A 20,985-nucleotide genomic window follows, 5' to 3' on the forward strand; every position below is an offset into this window, starting at 1 on the left:
CCGTCTCCCCCGGTGGCGCTGCGCTTACCGGGGCGACAGACTCCGTAGCCCGGAAAAGGTGCGCAGCACCGCCTCCGGGGAAAGCCGCTGCCATAGCAACGTAAACAGAAAGGCTCCGTCGGAAGACCGGGCTTTCTGCTTTTGTCTTTTGCGGCCAGACGCGCCGCCATCTCCCCCGGTGGCGCTGCGCTTACCGGGGCTACCGCTCCTTCCCCGGGCTATACCGCCTGCGGGAAAATCCCACCTCTTAAATCCTCCTTGAAACTTTCTCACCTTACGCTTGCAGACTCGACATTTTGCTTATTCCTGGTTATTGTCAGCTATCTGGATGTCTAAACGTTTATACGTATGTAATGAGGTGATACAGCTATGCCAATTCGGGTGCAGGACGAGCTACCGGCCGTCAATTTCTTGCGCGATGAAAACGTCTTCGTGATGACCACATCGCGTGCTACAACTCAGGAAATCCGCCCGCTGAAGGTGTTAATTCTCAATCTGATGCCAAAGAAGATCGAGACGGAGAATCAGTTTCTGCGGCTGCTGTCGAACTCGCCGCTGCAGGTTGATATCCAGCTGCTACGCATCGATGCGCGTGAATCACGTAATACGCCGACGGAGCACCTGAATAACTTTTACTGCAACTTCGACGATATTCGCGAACAGAATTTCGATGGTTTGATTGTTACCGGCGCGCCGTTAGGGCTGGTCGAGTTTAACGATGTTGCCTACTGGCCGCAGATTAAACAGGTACTGGAGTGGGCAAAGGATCACGTCACGTCAACGTTATTTGTCTGTTGGGCGGTACAGGCCGCGTTAAATATTCTGTATGGCATCCCCAAGCAAACTCGTACCGAAAAGATCTCTGGCGTTTATGAACACCATATTTTGCACCCGCATGCGCTGCTGACTCGCGGGTTTGATGACACCTTCCTTGCGCCTCATTCGCGCTATGCCGACTTCCCGGCCGGGCTGATTCGGGACTACACCGACCTCGATATTCTCGCCGAAACCGAAGATGGCGATGCCTATCTGTTCGCCAGCAAAGATAAGCGCATCGCTTTTGTTACCGGTCATCCTGAATACGATCCGCATACCCTGGCAAGTGAATACTTCCGCGATCTGGAGGCAGGTTTAGCGCCACAGCTTCCGGACAACTACTTCCCGAATAATGATCCAAACAATAAACCGCGGGCGACCTGGCGCAGCCATGGCAATCTCCTGTTTGCTAACTGGCTTAACTATTACGTCTACCAAATCACACCATACGATCTGCGTCATATGAATCCAACGCTGGATTAATCTACCAGCGCGTACGATCCTAAAGCGTTTCAGCATCTCGCCTCAGGCACCTTCGGGTGCCTTTTTTATTTCCGAAAACAACTTCCCCTTCTATTTTAACTTTAATTCTTTTGTTATCAGTATGTTGATGCAATATTAAATTAAAAATGGAAATTGTTTTTGATTTTGAAAAATTCTTGAGTAGTCTTAATTGTGCTGAGCGAAAAGCAAACAACGATCTTTCGCTCGCGCTATCAGGATCAACCAAGAGGAGCTGCACAATGACGCAACAGGCGACAATGACCGATGAACTGGCATTCAGCCAGCCTTATGGCGAGCAGGAGAAGCAAATTCTGACTGCGGAAGCGGTGGAGTTCCTGACGGAACTAGTGAGCCGTTTTACGCCTGAGCGTAATCAACTGTTGGCAGCACGCGTCCAGCAACAGCAGGCCATTGATGGCGGCAAGCTTCCTGATTTTATTTCGGAAACAGCTTCCATTCGTAATGGCGACTGGAAAATACGCGGTATTCCGACCGATTTACAGGATCGCCGCGTTGAAATCACCGGTCCTGTTGAACGCAAGATGGTGATTAATGCCCTGAATGCTAACGTCAAAGTCTTTATGGCCGATTTCGAAGACTCGCTGGCGCCGGATTGGCACAAAGTGATTGATGGCCAAATCAACCTGCGCGATGCGGTCAACGGCACCATCAGCTACACCAACGAAGCAGGGAAAATTTATCAGCTACAGCCCGACCCGGCGGTACTGGTCTGCCGCGTTCGCGGCCTGCATCTGCCGGAAAAGCACGTCACCTGGCAGGGTGAGGCGATACCCGGCAGTCTGTTCGATTTTGCGCTCTATTTCTTCCACAACTACCAGGCGCTGCTAGCGAAAGGGAGCGGCCCCTATTTCTATCTGCCGAAGACCCAGGCCTGGCAGGAAGCGGCATGGTGGAGCAAAGTCTTCAGCTTTACCGAGGATCGCTTTGAACTGCCGCGCGGCACCATTAAGGCCACGCTGCTGATTGAAACGCTGCCGGCGGTGTTCCAGATGGATGAAATCCTGCATGCGCTGCGCGACCACATTGTTGGCCTGAACTGCGGGCGCTGGGACTATATCTTCAGCTATATCAAGACGCTGAAAAACCACCCAGACCGCGTCCTGCCGGATCGCCAGGTGGTGACGATGGATAAGCCCTTCCTCAGCGCCTATTCACGCCTGCTGATTAAGACCTGTCATAAACGCGGCGCCTTCGCGATGGGCGGTATGGCGGCCTTTATCCCGAGCAAAGACGCCGAGCGCAATCGTCAGGTGCTGAATAAAGTCACCGCCGATAAAGAGCTGGAGGCCAACAATGGCCACGATGGCACCTGGATTGCGCATCCGGGACTGGCGGATACGGCGATGGGCGTCTTTAACCGCGTACTGGGCGAACATCCTAACCAGCTGTTTGTTACCCGCAATGACGACGCGCCGATTACCGCCGAGCAGCTGCTGGCTCCCTGCGAGGGCGAGCGCACCGAAGCCGGCATGCGCGCTAATATCCGCGTGGCGGTGCAGTACATCGAGGCCTGGATCTCCGGCAACGGCTGCGTACCGATTTACGGCCTGATGGAAGATGCGGCGACGGCTGAGATTTCGCGTACCTCTATCTGGCAGTGGATCCATCACCAGAAAACCCTGAACGACGGCACACCGGTTACCAAGGCGCTGTTCCGCCAGTGGCTGGCTGAAGAGCTGATGGTGATTCAGGAAGAGTTGGGAGAACACCGCTTCAGCCACGGTCGCTTTGACGATGCGGCGCGACTGATGGAGCAAATCACCACTTCCGACGAACTGATCGACTTCCTGACTCTGCCAGGTTACCGCCTGCTGGCGTAATTCACCCCATCACTATATGGAGCATCTGCACATGAAAACCCGTACCCAACAAATCGAAGAATTAAACAAAGAGTGGACGAACCCGCGCTGGGAAGGCATTACCCGCCCATACAGCGCGGAAGAGGTGGTGAAGTTACGCGGCTCGGTGAACCCGGAATGCACGCTGGCGCAGCTTGGCGCGGCGAAAATGTGGCGTCTGCTGCATGGTGAAGCGAAAAAGGGTTATATCAACAGCCTTGGCGCGTTAACCGGCGGCCAGGCGCTGCAGCAGGCGAAGGCGGGCATTGAAGCCATCTACTTGTCTGGCTGGCAGGTCGCCGCCGACGCCAACCTGGCCTCCAGTATGTACCCGGATCAATCGTTATACCCGGCTAACTCGGTGCCATCGGTAGTTGATCGGATCAACAACACCTTCCGTCGCGCCGATCAGATCCAGTGGGCGGCGGGGATTGAGCCGAACGATCCGCGTTTTATCGACTATTTCCTGCCGATCGTCGCCGATGCGGAAGCCGGTTTTGGCGGCGTGCTGAACGCCTTTGAGCTGATGAAATCGATGATTGCGGCCGGTGCAGCGGCCGTGCATTTCGAAGACCAGCTGGCGTCGGTGAAGAAGTGCGGACATATGGGCGGCAAGGTGCTGGTGCCGACGCAAGAGGCGATTCAGAAGCTGGTCGCCGCGCGCCTGGCGGCGGATGTGATGGGGGTACCGACGCTGCTTATCGCTCGTACCGACGCCGATGCCGCTGACCTGATTACCTCGGATTGCGATCCATACGATCGCGAGTTTATCTCCGGCGATCGCACCAGCGAAGGTTTCTATCGCACCCATGCCGGAATCGAACAGGCAATCAGCCGCGGCCTTGCCTACGCGCCTTATGCCGATCTGGTATGGTGTGAAACCTCTAAACCGGACATTGAACAGGCACGCCGTTTCGCCGAGGCGATCCACGCCCGCTTCCCGGGCAAGCTGCTGGCCTATAACTGCTCGCCATCCTTTAACTGGAAGAAAAATCTCGACGATAAAACCATCGCCAGCTTCCAGCAGCAGCTGTCGGATATGGGCTATAAATTCCAGTTCATTACCCTGGCGGGTATCCACAGCATGTGGTTCAACATGTTCGACCTGGCTCACGCCTACGCGCAGGGCGAAGGCATGCGTCACTACGTCGAAAAGGTACAGCAGCCGGAGTTTGCCGCCGGGCCGGAAGGCTACACCTTCGTCTCGCATCAGCAGGAGGTGGGCACCGGGTACTTCGACAAAGTGACCACCATTATCCAGGGGGGGACCTCGTCGGTAACGGCGCTGACCGGCTCGACCGAAGAATCGCAGTTTTAAGCAATGCCCGGTGGCGCTGCGCTTACCGGGCCTACAAAGGTGTAGGCCGGATAAGCTAACGCGCCATCCGGCATGATGTTGTGCCGGATGGGGGAAAGTGATGACGCGTGGCCTGGAACTACTGATTGCCCAAACCATTTTACAGGGATTCGACGCCCAGTACGGGCGTTTTCTGGAAGTCACTTCCGGCGCACAGCAGCGCTTCGAACAAGCGGACTGGCACGCCGTGCAGCAGGCGATGAAGCAGCGTATCCACCTCTACGATCACCACGTGGGTCTGGTGGTAGAACAGCTGCGCTGTATTACCGAAGGGAAAAGTACCGACGTCGATTTTCTTCTGCGGGTGAAACAGCAGTACACCCAACTTTTGCCGGATTACCCTCGCTTTGAAATTGCGGAGAGCTTTTTCAACTCGGTCTACTGCAGACTGTTTGACCACCGCTCGCTGACCCCCGAGCGGCTCTTTATTTTTAGCTCCCAGCCGGAACGTCGTTTTCGCACGATTTCGCGACCGCTGGCGAAGGATTTTTATCCCGAACGCGGCTGGGAATACCTGATGCATAACCTGCTTGCCGATTTGCCGCTGCGCCTGCCGTGGCAAAACAAAGGGCGTGATATCGGTTATATCGTCAGCCATTTACGTGAAGCTCTCGGTGGAGAACTGTTGTCGCAGTCGCATCTGCAGGTGGCGAATGAGCTGTTTTATCGTAATAAAGCCGCCTGGCTGGTAGGTAAACTGGTTACACCGATGGCGACGCTGCCGTTCCTGCTGCCGATACATCGTAGTAGCGATGACGGAGAGCTATTTGTTGATACCTGCCTGACGACCCACGCCGAGGCGAGTATCGTCTTTGGTTTCGCCCGCTCCTATTTCATGGTCTACGCGCCGCTGCCCGCGGCGCTGGTTGAATGGCTGCGCGAGATTCTGCCGGGAAAAACTACCGCCGAGCTGTATATGGCGATTGGCTGTCAGAAGCATGCTAAAACGGAAAGTTATCGCGAGTACCTGCACTATGTTACCCGCAGCGATGAGCAGTTTATCGAAGCGCCGGGCATCCGTGGGATGGTGATGTTGGTATTTACCCTGCCGGGATTCGACCGGGTATTTAAGGTGATTAAAGACCGCTTTGCGCCGCAAAAAGAGATGACCGCCGCCCACGTCCGCGCCTGCTATCAGCTGGTCAAAGAACACGACCGCGTCGGGCGGATGGCGGATACCCAGGAGTTTGAAAACTTCGTGCTCGATAAGCGGCAAATCGCGCCCGAGCTGATGGCGCTGTTGCAGGCGGAAGCGGGGAATAAGTTGACCGACCTCGGCGATCGCATTGCCATCAGCCATCTTTATATTGAACGAAGGATGGTGCCGCTTAATATCTGGCTGGAGCAGGTGGAAGGCCAGGCGCTACGCGACGCGGTAGAAGAGTACGGGAATGCTATTCGCCAACTGGCGGCCGCCAATATCTTCCCCGGCGACATGCTGTTTAAAAACTTCGGCGTCACGCGCCACGGGCGGGTGGTATTCTACGATTATGATGAAATTTGCTACATGACCGAGGTGAATTTCCGCGATATTCCGCCGCCGCGCTATCCGGAAGATGAGTTGGCCAGTGAACCCTGGTATAGCGTGTCCCCGGGCGATGTCTTCCCGGAAGAGTTCCGCCACTGGCTGTGCGCCGATCCGCGGATCGGACCGCTACTGGAGGAGATGCACGCCGATTTACTGCGTGCCGATTACTGGCGTGAACTGCAGACGCGCATTAAAAACGGGCACGTGGAAGATGTGTACGCTTACCGGCGTAAGCAGCGTTTTAGCGTGCGCTATGGCGCCGACAGTAGGGCGGATAAGGCGTTTACGCCGCCATCCGGCAAGGTGCGCCGATCTGCCTGATGGCGCTACGCTTATCAGGCTTACTCAAAATGCCCCTTTGGGGCATTTTTATTATTTAACCCCGCCGTACGCCAGCGTGACTTCTTTTGCAGCCTTAATAACCAATGCGCCAAGCTCGGTCACCCGATCGTCGGTCATGCGTGAAATTGGCCCGGAGATGGAGATAGCGGCGAACGGCTCGCGGTGTTCGTCGTAAATACAGGAGGCGATACAGCGCAGCCCCAGCGCATGTTCTTCATCATCAAATGAATAGCCGCGTTTACGCGTCTGGGCCAAATCCTCTTTCAAATGTACCGGAGAAACCAGGGTGGCGTGAGTGTAAGCATGCAGCCCTTTCCGATGTAGCAGCGTGGTGACTTCTTCTTCACTCAACTGCGCCAGAAACGCTTTTCCGGCGCCTGACGCGTGCATCGGCAATTTGCCGCCAATCGGCGCCGACATGCGCATCAGCTGCGTACATTGCACCTGGTCGATAATAATCGCCTGATGATCGCTTTTATCCAGCACCGCCAGGTTGACCGTTTCGCCGGAATCTTCCATCAGCTGGCGCAGGATAGGATGGACAATGGCCAGCAGATTGCGGCTTTGCAGGAAGCTGCTGCCGACGACAAACGCATGCGCGCCGATCGCCCAGTGCCCCAGCTCGCCGACCTGGCGCACAAAACCGAGCTGCTGCATGGTGGTGAGCAGACGATGGGTCGTGGAGTTAGGTAGCCCCGCCTGCTGCGCCAGTTCGGTGAGCGCGACGCTGCTATGCGATTCAGAAATCCATTCAAGCAGTTTCAGACCGCGGGTAAGCGACTGAACTTGCCCGCCAGCCTGCGCGGCAGGGGCGGCAGCAGCGGGTTTTCTGCCGCGTTTGGCGGGAACCGGGGTAGCCATGATGAACTCCTTTTTTCTGTATCGTGGAAATGATTTTCGTTTTATTTGGCGATAATGCAATCACAACCAGACTGATCGGAGGAGTGAAGTTGAACTTGTCTCATGTTGCTGCAGGTTTCCTTTTCCAGCAGGGTGGTTTATGCCAGTATGGTTTGTTGGCTTTTTGGTCTGAGTTGAGCGCTGTCGGGAGTCTGTGTGAGTAACAAAGTAGAACAATTACATCAGCAGTTAAAAGAACGCATTCTGGTTCTGGACGGGGGCATGGGCACCATGATCCAGGGCTATCGTCTGAGTGAGCAGGATTTCCGCGGCGAGCGCTTTGCCGATTGGCCGTGCGACCTGAAAGGCAATAACGACCTGCTGGTCCTCAGCAAGCCTGAGGTTATTCGCGAGATCCACGACGCTTATTTCGCCGCCGGCGCGGACATTATCGAGACCAACACCTTCAACTCGACAACCATCGCGATGGCGGATTACCAGATGGAATCCCTGTCGGCGGAAATCAACTTTGCCGCCGCAAAGCTGGCCCGCGCCAGCGCCGACGCGTGGACCGCGCGTACGCCTGAAAAACCGCGCTATGTGGCGGGGGTGCTTGGGCCGACCAACCGCACCGCTTCTATTTCTCCGGACGTCAACGATCCGGCCTTTCGGAATATCACGTTCGATCAGCTGGTGGCCGCCTATCGTGAATCCACCAAAGCGCTGGTGGAAGGCGGCTCGGACCTGATTCTGATTGAAACGGTCTTTGACACCCTGAACGCCAAAGCGGCGATTTTCGCGGTAAAAGAAGAATTTGAGGCGCTCGGCGTCGAGCTGCCGATTATGATTTCCGGCACTATCACCGATGCCTCCGGACGTACACTGTCCGGGCAGACGACCGAAGCGTTCTATAATTCGCTGCGCCACGCCGATGCCCTGACCTTCGGCTTAAACTGCGCGCTGGGGCCGGATGAGCTGCGCCAGTACGTGCAGGAGCTTTCGCGGATCGCCGAGTGTTACGTTACCGCGCACCCGAACGCCGGCCTGCCGAACGCCTTCGGCGAATACGATCTGGATGCCGATACCATGGCGGCGCAAATTCGCGAATGGGCGCAGGCCGGTTTCCTTAATATCGTCGGCGGCTGCTGCGGCACCACCCCCGAGCATATCGCCGCCATGAGCCGGGCGGTAGAGGGCTTGCCGCCTCGCCAGCTGCCGGAACTGCCGGTCGCCTGCCGTCTGTCTGGCCTGGAGCCGCTGAACATCGGCGACGATAGCCTGTTCGTCAACGTGGGCGAGCGTACCAACGTTACCGGCTCCGCTAAATTTAAGCGCTTAATCAAAGAAGAGAAATACAGTGAAGCGCTGGACGTGGCGCGCCAGCAGGTAGAAAGCGGCGCGCAGATTATCGATATCAACATGGATGAGGGGATGCTCGATGCCGAAGCGGCGATGGTGCGTTTCCTCAACCTGATAGCGGGTGAACCGGATATTGCCCGCGTGCCGATTATGATCGACTCCTCCAAGTGGGAAGTCATCGAAAAAGGGCTCAAGTGCATTCAGGGCAAGGGCATCGTTAACTCGATCTCGATGAAAGAGGGCGTCGAACCCTTTATTCATCACGCTAAGCTGGTTCGCCGCTACGGCGCGGCAATGGTAGTCATGGCCTTTGATGAAGTGGGCCAGGCCGATACCCGTGAGCGCAAAATCGAAATTTGCCGTCGCGCCTACAAAATCCTCACCGAAGAGGTCGGCTTCCCGCCGGAAGATATCATCTTCGACCCCAACATTTTTGCCGTCGCCACCGGTATTGAAGAGCACAATAACTACGCTCAGGACTTTATCGGCGCCTGTGAAGACATCAAACGCGAGCTGCCGCATGCGCTGATTTCCGGCGGCGTCTCTAACGTGTCGTTCTCGTTCCGCGGTAACGATCCGGTACGTGAAGCGATCCACGCCGTCTTCCTCTACTACGCTATCCGCAACGGTATGGATATGGGCATCGTCAATGCCGGCCAGCTGGCAATATACGACGATCTGCCTGGCGAGCTGCGCGATGCGGTCGAAGATGTAATTCTTAACCGCCGCGATGACAGTACCGAAAGATTACTTGAGCTGGCGGAAAAATATCGCGGCAGCAAAGCGGACGATAGCGCGAACGCTCAGCAGGCGGAATGGCGCAGCTGGGACGTGAAAAAGCGTCTTGAATACTCGCTGGTCAAAGGCATTACCGAATTTATCGAGCAGGATACTGAAGAGGCGCGCCAGCAGGCCGAACGCCCAATCGAGGTGATTGAAGGGCCGCTGATGGATGGCATGAACGTCGTCGGCGACCTGTTCGGTGAAGGCAAAATGTTCCTGCCGCAGGTGGTAAAATCCGCGCGGGTGATGAAACAGGCGGTGGCCTACCTCGAACCTTACATCGAAGCCAGCAAAGAACAGGGCTCCAGCAACGGTAAGATGGTGATCGCCACCGTGAAAGGCGATGTGCACGATATTGGTAAAAACATCGTCGGTGTAGTGCTGCAGTGCAACAACTACGAAATTATCGATCTCGGCGTGATGGTGCCGGCAGAGAAAATCCTGCGTACTGCGCGCGAAGAAAACGCCGATCTGATTGGCCTCTCAGGGCTTATCACGCCGTCGCTGGACGAAATGGTCAACGTGGCTAAAGAGATGGAGCGTCAGGGCTTCACTATCCCGCTGCTGATTGGCGGAGCGACGACCTCGAAAGCCCATACCGCGGTGAAAATCGAGCAGAACTACAGTGGCCCGACGGTTTACGTGCAGAACGCCTCGCGTACCGTAGGAGTGGTTTCAGCCCTGCTGTCGGCAACCCAGCGCGATGATTTTGTCGCCCGTACCCGTAAAGAGTATGAAACCGTGCGAATCCAGCACGGGCGTAAAAAACCGCGCACGCCGCCGGTGACTCTGCAGGCGGCGCGGGAAAACGATCTGGCGTTTGATTGGGAGAGCTACACTCCTCCGGTGGCCCATCGTCTGGGCGTGCAGGAGGTGGAAGCCAGCATCGAAACGCTGCGTAACTACATCGACTGGACGCCGTTCTTTATGACCTGGTCGCTGGCGGGCAAATATCCGCGTATCCTGGAAGATGAAGTGGTAGGTGAAGAGGCGCAGCGCCTGTTTAAAGACGCCAACGATTTGTTGGATAAACTCAGCGCCGAAAAAACGCTGAACCCGCGCGGCGTGGTCGGGCTGTTCCCGGCTAACCGCGTTGGCGACGATGTGGAAATCTATCGTGATGAAACCCGTACCCACGTGCTAACGGTCAGCCATCACCTGCGCCAGCAAACCGAAAAGGTTGGCTTCGCGAACTACTGCCTCGCCGATTTTGTCGCGCCGAAGCTGAGCGGTAAAGCGGACTACATCGGGGCTTTCGCGGTAACCGGCGGGCTGGAAGAAGACGCGCTGGCGGAAGCCTATGAAGCGCAGCACGACGACTATAACAAGATCATGGTTAAGGCCATCGCCGACCGTCTGGCGGAAGCCTTCGCCGAGTATCTGCATGAGAAAGTGCGTAAGGTTTACTGGGGCTATGCGGCCAATGAGAACCTCAGCAATGAAGAGCTGATCCGCGAAAATTACCAGGGGATCCGCCCGGCGCCCGGTTATCCGGCCTGCCCGGAACACACTGAGAAAGCGACCATCTGGGAACTGTTGGATGTGGAAGCGCATACCGGTATGAAGCTCACCGAGTCCTTCGCCATGTGGCCTGGCGCATCGGTTTCCGGCTGGTACTTCAGTCATCCGGACAGTAAGTACTTCGCCGTGGCGCAGATCCAGCGCGACCAGGTGGAAGATTACGCCCTGCGTAAGGGGATGACGGCGGCCGAAGTTGAGCGTTGGCTCGCCCCTAACCTCGGCTATGATGCCGACTAACGAAATATGTTTCGTTACAACAAACAGGGCGCTCTTTGAGCGCCTTGTCTCTTTATTGAAGTTAACCCCTTATACTGAAGGGAGGTTTAAACCTCAGGAACACTTATAACGATAAGGAGAAGCTGATTCTGTGTTAACGCTGTTACACCTACTTTCCGCCGTAGCCCTACTGGTGTGGGGTACCCATATTGTGCGCACCGGCGTGATGCGAGTCTTTGGCGCGCGCCTGCGTACCGTGCTCAGCAGCAGCGTGGAGAAAAAACCGCTCGCCTTCTGCGCGGGGATTGGCGTCACCGCGCTGGTGCAGAGCAGCAATGCCACCACCATGCTGGTGACGTCGTTTGTAGCCCAGGATCTGGTCGCGCTGGCGCCAGCGCTGGTTATGGTGCTGGGTGCGGATGTGGGGACGGCGCTGATGGCGAGGGTACTGACCTTCGACCTCTCCTGGCTATCGCCGCTGCTGATATTTATCGGCGTTATTTTCTTCCTCGGCCGTAAACAGACCCGCGCGGGTCAGCTTGGGCGGGTCGGTATCGGCCTTGGACTTATCCTGCTGGCGCTGGAGCTCATCGTCCAGGCGGTGCATCCGATTACCCAGGCCAACGGTGTACAGGTGATTTTCGCCTCGCTGACCGGCGATATCATGCTGGATGCGCTGATTGGCGCCGTGTTCGCCATTATCAGTTACTCCAGCCTGGCGGCCGTGCTGCTGACCGCAACGTTAACCGGCACCGGGGTGATCTCTTTCCCGGTGGCGCTATGCCTGGTCATCGGCGCTAACCTCGGCTCAGGCCTGCTGGCGATGCTCAACAACAGCGGCGCCAATGCGGCGGCGCGGCGCGTGGCGCTCGGCAGCCTGCTGTTCAAGCTGGTGGGGAGCTTGATAATTTTGCCATTTGTGCACGTACTGGCTGATGTCATGCACAAATTGCCGCTGGAAGAGTCGGAGCTGGTTATCTACTTCCACGTCTTCTACAACCTGATCCGCTGCGTGGCGATGGTGCCGTTCGCCGGGCCGATGGCGAACCTGTGTAAGCGCCTGATCCGCGATGAGCCGGAGCTGGATAACCATCTCAAGCCGAAGCATCTGGATCCCTCGGCGCTGGATACGCCGGCGCTGGCGTTGGCCAATGCCGCCCGTGAGACCTTGCGTATCGGCGACGCCATGGAGCAGATGCTGGAAAGCCTGCGCAAGGTGATGCACGGCGAGCCGCGCGAAGAGAAAGAGCTGCGGCGGATGGCGGACGATATCAACGTGCTGTATACGGCGATTAAGCTTTATCTGGCGCGGATGCCGAAGGACGAGCTGGCGGAAGAGGAGTCTCGCCGCTGGGCGGAAATTATCGAGATGTCGCTCAACCTGGAGCAGGCGTCTGACATCGTCGAGCGAATGGGCAGCGAGATCGCCGATAAATCACTGGCGGCGCGGCGCGCATTTTCCGTCGAGGGGCTAAAAGAGCTGGATGCGTTATACGAGCTGCTGCTCAGTAACCTGCAGCTGGCAATGTCGGTCTTCTTTTCCGGCGACGTGCCGAGCGCCCGTCGGTTGCGCCGCAGTAAGCACCGTTTTCGTATTCTTAACCGCCGTTACTCGCATGCGCATGTTGACCGCCTGCATCAGCAAAACGTGCAGAGTATCGAAACCAGTACGTTGCATCTGGCGCTGTTGGGCGATATGAAGCGTCTGAACTCGTTGTTCTGTGCTGTTGCCTATAGCGTGATGGAGCAGCCGGATGAAGACGACGAGCGGGATGATTATTAGCAGGATTTACGCTGGGTAGCCCGGATAAGGCGCAACGCGCCGCTATCCGGGTAATGTTCGTCAAACTAGTCTAGAAACGGTGGCCCGCGGCCAGGGTTACCGCTTCTTCTCCCGCTTTGAACAACAGCGTCGGGTTCGGGCCGCCGAGCGTGGCGTGTCCGTCGCTGACCTGAATCCAGTTCCCCTCCGGCAGGCCAATCACCGTTAATTCCGGCGCCACGACCAGCAATTCGCGAATACGTTGCTCACGGGTCTCACCCTGATGCCCGGTCGGCAGCGCGTTAGTGAAGTGCGGGTTAATCTGCAGCGGGAACAGCCCTAACGCGTCAAACCCCTGAGGATCGACAATCGGCATATCGTTGGTGGTACGAATGGTCGGGCAGGCGAGGTTAGAACCCGCGCTCCAGCCGATATACAACGCCCCGCGTTTGACGACATCGACAATCGGCGCCAGCAGTCCGCGGCTGCGACACTCTTTCAGAAGCTGGAAAGTGTTCCCGCCGCCGACGATGACCATCTCGGTACTTTCAATGGCGGCGATAGGGTCGGCGACGCTGTGAATACCGGTCACGCTGACGCCCATCGGCGCCATGACTGCGGCGGCTTTGGCGGTGTAATCATCCCAGCTTTGCGTCACCCCGGCGAAGGGAATAAATACCGCCGAGCGGCGGCCTTTGACCTGGCCGGCAATCAGCGGCAGCGCATGTTCCATCCAGGCTTTGCCCGGTAGCGTTGAGTTACTCAGTAACAGCAGTTCCATCTTTTCATCCTGTATAAGCATGTCATTTGACGCAGATTCTATCATTGGCCCGGCCTTGAGGCGCTGATATGGCTCACGGTGCAGGCAAGCTGAATGTTATTATCGGGGCCGAAAGCGCAGATGCTAACCACCCCGGAGACGACCTATGAACAATGAAATACCGCTGAAATATTATGACATCGTGGATGAGTACTCGACGGAGTGCGCGGAAGCGGTAAAAGAGTCCGAGCGCGATTGTCTGGCGCATTACTTCCAACTGCTGATTACGCGCTTAATGAATAATGAGGAGATCAGCGAGGAAGCGCAGCAGGAGATGGCCCGTGAAGCAGGCATTGCCGAACAGCGTATCGACGATATCGCCAATTTCCTCAATCAATGGGGTAATGAATAACGTCATCCCTGTTTTTTATCGCCAGTAAGGTGAGGTATATTTCGCTGTCAAAGGAGAAACTATGCTGACCGACTCATCTACTCGATTAAATAAATACATCAGCGAAAGCGGGATTTGCTCGCGTCGCGAAGCGGACCGCTTTATTGAACAAGGCAACGTCTTTATCAACGGTAAGCGCGCCGCCATTGGCGATCAGGTGAAGCCGGGCGATGTGGTGAAAGTCAACGGTCAGCTGATTGAGCCGCGAGAAGCCGATGATTTGGTGTTGATTGCGCTGAATAAGCCGGTGGGTATCGTCAGCACTACCGAAGATGGCGAGCGCGATAATATCGTCGACTTCGTGAACCACAGTAAACGCGTGTTCCCGATTGGCCGTCTCGATAAAGACTCTCAGGGGTTAATTTTCCTGACCAACCATGGCGATCTGGTGAACAAAATCCTGCGCGCCGGCAACGATCATGAAAAAGAGTATCTGGTCACCGTCGATAAGCCGGTTACCGATGAGTTTATTCGTGGAATGGGCGCGGGAGTGCCAATTCTCGGTACCGTGACCAAAAAATGTAAGGTCAAGAAAGAAGCGCCTTTCGTGTTCCGCATCACGCTGGTTCAGGGATTAAACCGCCAGATCCGTCGCATGTGCGAGCATTTCGGCTATGAAGTCATGAAGCTGGAGCGGACGCGCATTATGAACGTTAGCCTGACGGGCATTCCGCTGGGCGAGTGGCGCGATTTAACCGATGATGAGCTGATCGATCTTTTCAAGCTGATTGAAAACTCCTCTTCCGAAGCGAAGCCAAAAGCTAAACCGAAGGCCAAAGCGGCGACCGCCGGCATCAAGCGCCCGGTGGTGAAGATGGAAAAAACCAACGAGAAAGGCCGCCCGGCCTCGAACGGTAAACGTTTCGCTCAGCCGGGACGTAAAAAGAAAGGCCGCTAACGCCTGCCGCGGGTCGGCGTATTCGCCGACCACGAAAATGTCGCTTCTTTGTCTACTTTGTAAGCCTGCTGCTTTTTCACCTGGCGGGCTTTCTTCGCTTCCGCTTCGCGCAGCGCCATCAGCTTATCGATATATTCCTTTTTCACGCTGTTCGTTTCCGCATTGCTCAGCGGGCGGCCGTGCGCGATACGCGCGCGGTCCAGCAGCGTCTTCAATTCGCGCTGTTCGCGCTCGGTCATCTCTTTTTGTGTAATGCGGGGGAGTGCCATGGTGGTGCCCTCAATCAGACCAGAGAGTCCAGTGTACGGCAATCGGCGCAAAATAGAACTAATCCGGAAAATGCCTCGCAGAATATTTGCTGAGTGGGTGACCGATGACGTTGTCTGGATTAGCGTAGCAGCATGGTTTATGTGGTCATCCGCAAACTTATTTTTGCGCGATTTGTGTATAAAATTTTATACAAGGATGTGGTATGTTGAATCAGGGGCAAAGTTTACGACGTATTGTCTGGATGGGGTCTTCCTTTGATGATTTGCGCCAATTTCCTGAGGAGGTCCGCCGGGATGCCGGTTTCCAGCTTTACCGTTTACAGGCGGGGTTAGAAGCTGCTGATTGGAAAGCGATGCCTCAGTTGGGGAGAGGCGTGGAGGAAATACGGTTACGCCATTATTCCGGCGCTTATCGGGTGATTTACCTGGCTCGTTTTGAGGCAGAGGTTTATGTCCTGCACTGTTTTAACAAAAAAACTCGACGTACCGCCGAACATGAAAAACAAATTGTCAGAAGCCGTTTGCAGCTTATACCGCAGGAACACAGGAGTCGTAAATGAATCGTAAGACAGTGGATGGCATCCGTCACGTGACGACAGCAGAGACGAATATTTTCAGTGAACTCGGCTTTGATGACTGTGAAGCGGAGCGGTTAAGGACGCAAGCGGAACAAGAAGTCGAACAACTGATGCTCCTGAAGCGGCAACTCATGCAGGAAATTGCTGAGTGGATAGATGAAAATCAATTGAAGCAAGCGGATGCCGCAGCGAAGTTGAATATTTCACGCCCGCGTATTTCAGATGTGGTAAACCAGAAAACCAGTAAGTTTACCCTTGATGCATTGGTCATGATGTTAATGAAGTTAGGCAAGCCGGTGAGTTTACTGGTGGGATAAACCAAACGTCCGGGCATATGGCCCGGACGTATACCGATTAGCGCTGGTTGCCTTTTTTGGTCGTCGGCTTACCGGACCAGTAACCTGCCAGCAGCGAGCCGGAAAGGTTATGCCATACCGAGAACAGCGCGCCGGGCAGGGCGGCCAGCGGGCCGAAGTAGATTTTCCCGAGGGCCGCGGCGAGGCCAGAGTTCTGCATACCCACTTCGATCGCCAGGGTGCGGCAGGTGGATTCATCAAAGCCGAACAGGCGCCCGCCCCAGTAGCCGCCGAGCAGGCCAATGGCGTTATGCAGGATCACCGCCACGATAACCACCAGCCCCACCGAAGCGATATGCGATGCGGAACCGGCGACCACGGCGCTGATAATTGCCAGGATGCACAGCATGGAGAAGGCGGGAAGGAAGGGTTCCACCGCCTTTACCACTTTTGGCAACAGGTGATGAACAATCAGACCGAGGCCGATTGGGATCACCACGATTTGCAGGATGCTCAGCAGCATGCCCATCACATCGACCTGAATGTGCGCATCAACGTACAGGCGCGTCAGCAGCGGCGTGGCGACCACGCCAACCAGTGTCGAAACGGAAGAGATGGTTACCGACAGTGCGACATCGCCTTTCGCCAGATAGATCATGACGTTGGAAGCGGTTCCGCTGGCAACGCTGCCGACCAGCACCATTCCGGCGGAGAGCTCTGGCGGCATGTGGAATAGCAGCGCCAGTACCCAGGCGGCGAGCGGCATCACCAGGTAATGCAGAAAAATTCCCGCTGCGACCGGCGCAGGTCGTGACAGCACGCGCTTGAAATCGTCCAGCTTCAAATGGACGCCCATACCAAACATAATCAGCATCAGCAGCGTGGTGACCCACGGGCCGATAGGGGTAAAAGTGGTTGGCGTGTAATAAGCCAATACGGAGAGCAGCAGCGCCCATAACGGGAACAGCCGCGTAAGCGTGGCGAGCATAGTGTATTCCTTGCGACAGTGTTTGTTGTGTTGATGTTGTTATAAAAAAGCCGGGTTCGAGCCCGGCTATAGGTATTTTTTATCGCGCAAAAGAATATTATTCAAACAAATTATGATGCAGCTTCTGCACCACTTTCTCCGCGTCGTCGCCAGGCACCAGGAAGCACAGGTTGTGGCTGGAGGCGCCGTAACAGATCATGCGGATATTGAACGGTTCCAGTACGCCGAATACCTCTTTACCGACGCCGCAGGCTTTCGATAATTCATTGCCGATCAGGGCGACCAGCGCCAGGTTTTCTTCCACTTCGACGCGGCACAGCGAAGAGAGCTCGGTCAGCAGCGCCTGGGTCAGCAGGGTATCGCCAGCGGAGGTTGAACCGGTGGTGTCCATGGTCAGCGCAATACTCACTTCCGAAGTGGTGATCAGATCGACGGAAATATTATGCCGCGCCAGAATACCGAACACTTCGGCCAGGAAGCCGCGGGAGTGCAGCATATGCAGGCTGTGCAGTGTCAGCAGCGTTTGACGACGACGCAGCGCCAGCGCGCGGAACAGCGGTGGATTTTCGGTTTTATGACAGACCATCGTGCCGCCGGCTTTAGGTTCTTTGCTGGAGCCGACGAATACCGGGATATCGCTGCGTACGGCGGGCAGCAGGGTGGCCGGATGCAATACCTTGGCCCCGAACGTGGCCATCTCCGCGGCTTCAGCGAAAGCGATCACATCGATGCGCTTCGCCGCTGGCGCAACGCGCGGATCGGTTGTGTAGATGCCAGGGACATCGGTCCAGATATCCACACGACTGGCGTTTAAGGCCTCGCCGAGTAGCGCTGCGGTGTAATCGCTGCCGCCGCGGCCAAGGGTGGTGGTACGGCCTTTGGCTTCGCTGCCGATAAAGCCCTGGGTAATAACCAGGCCTTCTTCCAGGCGCGGCGCCAGTTGTTGTTGCGTCAGTTCCGCCAGCGCGGCGATATCCGGTTCGGCGCGGCCGAAACGATCGTTGGTACGCATCACTTTGCGTACGTCGAACCACTGCGCCGCGATACCGCGTTCGCGCAGGATCTCAACGAACAGTAAGGTGGACATCAGCTCGCCGTGGCTCACCAGTTCATCGGTCAAGGCTTCCGAGCTGGCCAGCGAGGCGGCTTCCGCCAGGGTAGTAATGTTTTCCAGCAGACGCTCGATCTCTTCGCGAATAACGTTGGGATAACGTAAACGCTCCAGAATATTGAACTGGATTTGGCGCATTTCATCGAGCTTAGCGAAGCGTTCGGTGGGTTCCAGCCCTGCCGCTAAAGCAACTAAGATATTGGTAACGCCAGCCGATGCGGATAACACCACTACGCGGGTATTCGCATCCAGCAGCGCGACGTCGACGCTACGGTTCATCGCGTCGAAATCGGCCACGCTGGTGCCGCCGAACTTAGCAACAACTAAATCTGTCATAACAACCTCGTGTCAGGGGGCCTGACTTATTAAAACGATTCCTGAGCAACCGCTCCTGGTTCGGGCTGGAAATAACCGGAGCGCTACAAAATGTCTTAATAAGCCAGGCCAAATTAACTCAGCCATGGCACAAGGGAAGAGCGAAAAGTAGGGTGGGCGCAGAGCGATAAACAAACTACGATGTCACCCAGAAGTGCTCCACCTTGTAGACCCGTTCGCCGATGACGCGCATCGGTTCGCGAGTATGAAACGCCCGACTGCGAACGCTTCTGGTGACAACCCAGGGGATTCAGCCCCTGTGGCCGGCGACAGACTTAACCAGATGCCTGTGCGCCTCGGCGTTGCTCCCCCTCACGTATTTTCCCCGGACTGGTTCCTCCAATACGGTTACCTGGGCAACGCACCTCTTCTGGCAATTACTGACGTCTTTCACTATGCCTGGGGAGAGACTGGTCATTATACCCCCCAACGATACTCTTCGCTGTAGCGTGAAATGCGCGAGCAATACATACCTACGGTTCCGTAGGCAGTTCAGCTATATAAAGGCTTCCGGACGGGTATGTCAACGACAGGGTTATGCGGATTTTTCATGCATCGGCGGATAACAGAAAAATGCCTAATGATCGCTATAATATGGGGGCTCTTTACCCTATTTCTGACCCCCGTCAACGGCATAACACAAAAATCATCACAATTTTCCGCCGCTGAGGCTACAATCGACCGAAGTCACATTTTTCAAATCAGAAGAGTATTGCTAATGAAAAATATCAACCCAACGCAGACCGCTGCATGGCAGGCATTACAGAAACACTTCGATGAAATGAAAGACGTCACTATCAGCGAGCTTTTCGCCAAAGATAGCGATCGTTTCTCTAAATTCTCCGCCACTTTTGACGATCTGATGCTGGTGGATTTCTCCAAGAACCGCATCACTGAAGAGACGCTGTCTAAGCTGCAGGATCTGGCGAAAGAGACCGATCTGGCCGGTGCTATCAAGTCGATGTTCTCCGGCGAAAAAATTAACCGTACCGAGGACCGCGCGGTACTGCACGTTGCGCTGCGTAACCGCAGCAATACGCCGATTGTGGTTGATGGCAAAGATGTGATGCCGGAAGTCAACGCGGTGCTGGAGAAGATGAAAGCCTTCTCTGAAGCAATTATCTCCGGTAGCTGGAAAGGCTACACCGGCAAACCGATCACCGACGTGGTGAACATCGGTATCGGCGGTTCAGACCTCGGCCCGTTCATGGTGACCGAAGCGCTGCGCCCGTATAAAAACCATCTCAACATGCACTTCGTTTCCAACGTAGACGGCACCCATATCGCCGAAGTGTTGAAAGCGGTGAATCCGGAAACCACGCTGTTCCTGGTGGCTTCCAAAACCTTCACTACTCAGGAAACCATGACCAACGCCCACAGCGCGCGTGACTGGTTCCTGGCGACCGCGGGCGATGAGAAACACGTAGCGAAACACTTCGCGGCGCTCTCCACCAACGGTAAAGCGGTTGGCGAGTTCGGTATCGATACGGCTAACATGTTTGAATTCTGGGACTGGGTTGGCGGTCGTTACTCCCTGTGGTCCGCCATCGGCCTGTCTATCATTCTGTCCGTTGGCTTCGATAACTTCGTCCAGCTGCTGTCCGGCGCCCACGCCATGGACAAACACTTCTCCACCACCCCGGCTGAGAAAAACCTGCCGGTACTGCTGGCGCTGATCGGTATCTGGTACAACAATTTCTTCGGCGCCGAAACCGAAGCGATTCTGCCGTACGATCAGTACATGCACCGCTTTGCCGCTTACTTCCAGCAGGGCAACATGGAATCCAACGGTAAGTACGTTGACCGTAACGGCAACGTCGTGGATTACCAGACTGGCCCAATCATCTGGGGCGAGCCGGGGACTAACGGTCAGCACGCGTTCTATCAGCTGATCCACCAGGGCACCAAAATGGTACCGTGCGATTTCATCGCCCCGGCTATCACCCATAACCCGCTGTCTGACCACCATCAGAAACTGCTGTCTAACTTCTTCGCCCAGACCGAAGCGCTGGCCTTTGGTAAATCCCGCGAAGTGGTTGAGCAGGAATATCGCGACCAGGGTAAAGACCCGGCTCAGCTTGAGCACGTGGTGCCGTTCAAAGTGTTCGAAGGCAACCGTCCGACCAACTCCATCCTGCTGCGTGAGATCACCCCGTTCAGCCTGGGCGCATTGATTGCGCTGTATGAGCACAAAATCTTCACCCAGGGCGCGATCCTCAATATCTTCACCTTCGATCAGTGGGGCGTTGAGCTGGGTAAACAGCTGGCTAACCGTATCCTGCCGGAACTGAAAGATGGCGCAGACGTTAGCAGCCACGACAGCTCTACCAACGGCCTGATTAACCGTTATAAAGCCTGGCGCGCGTAAGTGT

Annotated in this window: 16 protein-coding genes and 1 riboswitch; of the genes, 11 read left to right on the plus strand and 5 right to left on the minus strand. The window is 55.9% G+C overall.

The features are described from left to right. Positions 1–369 precede the first annotated feature (369 nt). The 4 genes from metA to aceK all read left to right on the plus strand — a co-directional run bounded on the left by metA (position 370) and on the right by aceK (position 6,385). The gene (gene metA / locus PGR09_RS23370; protein ID WP_045396850.1) at positions 370–1,299 is read left to right on the plus strand and encodes a homoserine O-acetyltransferase MetA; all 930 of its coding nucleotides are present in this window, start codon (positions 370–372) and stop codon (positions 1,297–1,299) included. Positions 1,300–1,559: 260 nt separating this feature from the next. Beyond that, on the plus strand, positions 1,560–3,161 hold the full coding sequence (gene aceB, locus PGR09_RS23375) for a malate synthase A (RefSeq protein ID WP_045396846.1): 1,602 nt from the start codon (positions 1,560–1,562) through the stop codon (positions 3,159–3,161). A 31-nt stretch (positions 3,162–3,192) separates the two neighbouring features. Continuing rightward, a complete protein-coding gene (aceA, locus tag PGR09_RS23380) occupies positions 3,193–4,497 on the plus strand; it encodes an isocitrate lyase (protein WP_015368800.1) in 1,305 nt (434 codons plus the stop codon). Between the two features lie 100 nt (positions 4,498–4,597). Further along, the gene (gene aceK, locus PGR09_RS23385; protein ID WP_430916556.1) at positions 4,598–6,385 is read left to right on the plus strand and encodes a bifunctional isocitrate dehydrogenase kinase/phosphatase; all 1,788 of its coding nucleotides are present in this window, start codon (positions 4,598–4,600) and stop codon (positions 6,383–6,385) included. A 51-nt stretch (positions 6,386–6,436) separates the two neighbouring features. Here aceK and iclR read toward each other — a convergent pair whose 3' ends face one another. Beyond that, the gene (iclR, locus tag PGR09_RS23390; RefSeq protein WP_045396840.1) at positions 6,437–7,267 is read right to left on the minus strand and encodes a glyoxylate bypass operon transcriptional repressor IclR; all 831 of its coding nucleotides are present in this window, start codon (positions 7,265–7,267) and stop codon (positions 6,437–6,439) included. 195 nt (positions 7,268–7,462) lie between these two features. Between iclR and metH the strand changes: the two genes are divergently transcribed. After that, a complete protein-coding gene (gene metH / locus PGR09_RS23395) occupies positions 7,463–11,146 on the plus strand; it encodes a methionine synthase (protein ID WP_047045827.1) in 3,684 nt (1,227 codons plus the stop codon). Between the two features lie 130 nt (positions 11,147–11,276). After that, positions 11,277–12,908 carry a Na/Pi cotransporter family protein gene (locus PGR09_RS23400; RefSeq protein ID WP_015368796.1) on the plus strand — a complete coding sequence of 544 codons (1,632 nt, stop codon included), beginning with the start codon at positions 11,277–11,279 and terminating at the stop codon, positions 12,906–12,908. 70 nt (positions 12,909–12,978) lie between these two features. Here PGR09_RS23400 and pepE read toward each other — a convergent pair whose 3' ends face one another. Continuing rightward, positions 12,979–13,668: a dipeptidase PepE gene (pepE, locus tag PGR09_RS23405; protein ID WP_047046472.1), complete on the minus strand. Its 690-nt coding sequence runs from the start codon at positions 13,666–13,668 to the stop codon at positions 12,979–12,981. A 145-nt stretch (positions 13,669–13,813) separates the two neighbouring features. On the opposite strand from pepE, the gene PGR09_RS23410 reads away from it, so the two are divergent. Beyond that, a complete protein-coding gene (locus PGR09_RS23410) occupies positions 13,814–14,059 on the plus strand; it encodes a YmjA family protein (RefSeq protein ID WP_020079884.1) in 246 nt (81 codons plus the stop codon). 61 nt (positions 14,060–14,120) lie between these two features. After that, positions 14,121–14,996 carry a 23S rRNA pseudouridine(2604) synthase RluF gene (gene rluF / locus PGR09_RS23415; protein ID WP_045396831.1) on the plus strand — a complete coding sequence of 292 codons (876 nt, stop codon included), beginning with the start codon at positions 14,121–14,123 and terminating at the stop codon, positions 14,994–14,996. Here the strand turns inward: rluF and PGR09_RS23420 are convergent. Continuing rightward, positions 14,993–15,265, minus strand: a complete 273-nt coding sequence (locus PGR09_RS23420; RefSeq protein WP_045396828.1) for a DUF3811 domain-containing protein — start codon at positions 15,263–15,265, stop codon at positions 14,993–14,995. The two genes, rluF and PGR09_RS23420, sit on opposite strands and share 4 nt — an antisense overlap. A gap of 203 nt (positions 15,266–15,468) precedes the next feature. Here PGR09_RS23420 and PGR09_RS23425 point away from each other — a divergent pair, with 203 nt between their 5' ends. Continuing rightward, positions 15,469–15,825: a type II toxin-antitoxin system RelE/ParE family toxin gene (locus PGR09_RS23425; protein WP_015368791.1), complete on the plus strand. Its 357-nt coding sequence runs from the start codon at positions 15,469–15,471 to the stop codon at positions 15,823–15,825. Continuing rightward, on the plus strand, positions 15,822–16,160 hold the full coding sequence (locus tag PGR09_RS23430; RefSeq protein WP_045396820.1) for a helix-turn-helix domain-containing protein: 339 nt from the start codon (positions 15,822–15,824) through the stop codon (positions 16,158–16,160). Before PGR09_RS23425 ends, PGR09_RS23430 begins: the two co-directional genes overlap by 4 nt. Positions 16,161–16,197: 37 nt before the next feature. On the opposite strand, the gene panS is transcribed toward PGR09_RS23430, so the two are convergent. Both panS and lysC read right to left on the minus strand, forming a co-directional pair. Then, the gene (gene panS, locus PGR09_RS23435) at positions 16,198–17,127 is read right to left on the minus strand and encodes a ketopantoate/pantoate/pantothenate transporter PanS (RefSeq protein ID WP_015368789.1); all 930 of its coding nucleotides are present in this window, start codon (positions 17,125–17,127) and stop codon (positions 16,198–16,200) included. A gap of 97 nt (positions 17,128–17,224) precedes the next feature. Beyond that, on the minus strand, positions 17,225–18,574 hold the full coding sequence (gene lysC / locus PGR09_RS23440) for a lysine-sensitive aspartokinase 3 (protein ID WP_032709596.1): 1,350 nt from the start codon (positions 18,572–18,574) through the stop codon (positions 17,225–17,227). Between the two features lie 183 nt (positions 18,575–18,757). Then, a riboswitch (Lysine riboswitch) is annotated at positions 18,758–18,991 on the minus strand. 340 nt (positions 18,992–19,331) lie between these two features. On the opposite strand from lysC, the gene pgi reads away from it, so the two are divergent. Next, positions 19,332–20,981 carry a glucose-6-phosphate isomerase gene (pgi, locus tag PGR09_RS23445; protein ID WP_020079879.1) on the plus strand — a complete coding sequence of 550 codons (1,650 nt, stop codon included), beginning with the start codon at positions 19,332–19,334 and terminating at the stop codon, positions 20,979–20,981. Positions 20,982–20,985 lie beyond the last annotated feature (4 nt).

The sequence above is a fragment of the Klebsiella sp. 141251 genome (genome assembly GCF_050600725.1).
GTDB classification, from domain to species: Bacteria; Pseudomonadota; Gammaproteobacteria; order Enterobacterales; family Enterobacteriaceae; genus Klebsiella; species Klebsiella aerogenes.

Excerpts from the sequence above, each read along its gene's own strand:
- metA (WP_045396850.1), top strand. The coding sequence starts at position 370 with ATGCCAATTCGGGTGCAGGACGAGCTACCGGCCGTCAATTTCTTGCGC.
- aceB (WP_045396846.1), top strand. The coding sequence starts at position 1,560 with ATGACGCAACAGGCGACAATGACCGATGAACTGGCATTCAGCCAGCCT.
- aceA (WP_015368800.1), top strand. The coding sequence starts at position 3,193 with ATGAAAACCCGTACCCAACAAATCGAAGAATTAAACAAAGAGTGGACG.
- aceK (WP_430916556.1), top strand. The coding sequence starts at position 4,598 with ATGACGCGTGGCCTGGAACTACTGATTGCCCAAACCATTTTACAGGGA.
- iclR (WP_045396840.1), bottom strand. The coding sequence starts at position 7,267 with ATGGCTACCCCGGTTCCCGCCAAACGCGGCAGAAAACCCGCTGCTGCC.
- pepE (WP_047046472.1), bottom strand. The coding sequence starts at position 13,668 with ATGGAACTGCTGTTACTGAGTAACTCAACGCTACCGGGCAAAGCCTGG.
- PGR09_RS23410 (WP_020079884.1), top strand. The coding sequence starts at position 13,814 with ATGAACAATGAAATACCGCTGAAATATTATGACATCGTGGATGAGTAC.
- rluF (WP_045396831.1), top strand. The coding sequence starts at position 14,121 with ATGCTGACCGACTCATCTACTCGATTAAATAAATACATCAGCGAAAGC.
- PGR09_RS23420 (WP_045396828.1), bottom strand. The coding sequence starts at position 15,265 with ATGGCACTCCCCCGCATTACACAAAAAGAGATGACCGAGCGCGAACAG.
- PGR09_RS23425 (WP_015368791.1), top strand. The coding sequence starts at position 15,469 with ATGTTGAATCAGGGGCAAAGTTTACGACGTATTGTCTGGATGGGGTCT.
- PGR09_RS23430 (WP_045396820.1), top strand. The coding sequence starts at position 15,822 with ATGAATCGTAAGACAGTGGATGGCATCCGTCACGTGACGACAGCAGAG.
- panS (WP_015368789.1), bottom strand. The coding sequence starts at position 17,127 with ATGCTCGCCACGCTTACGCGGCTGTTCCCGTTATGGGCGCTGCTGCTC.
- lysC (WP_032709596.1), bottom strand. The coding sequence starts at position 18,574 with ATGACAGATTTAGTTGTTGCTAAGTTCGGCGGCACCAGCGTGGCCGAT.
- pgi (WP_020079879.1), top strand. The coding sequence starts at position 19,332 with ATGAAAAATATCAACCCAACGCAGACCGCTGCATGGCAGGCATTACAG.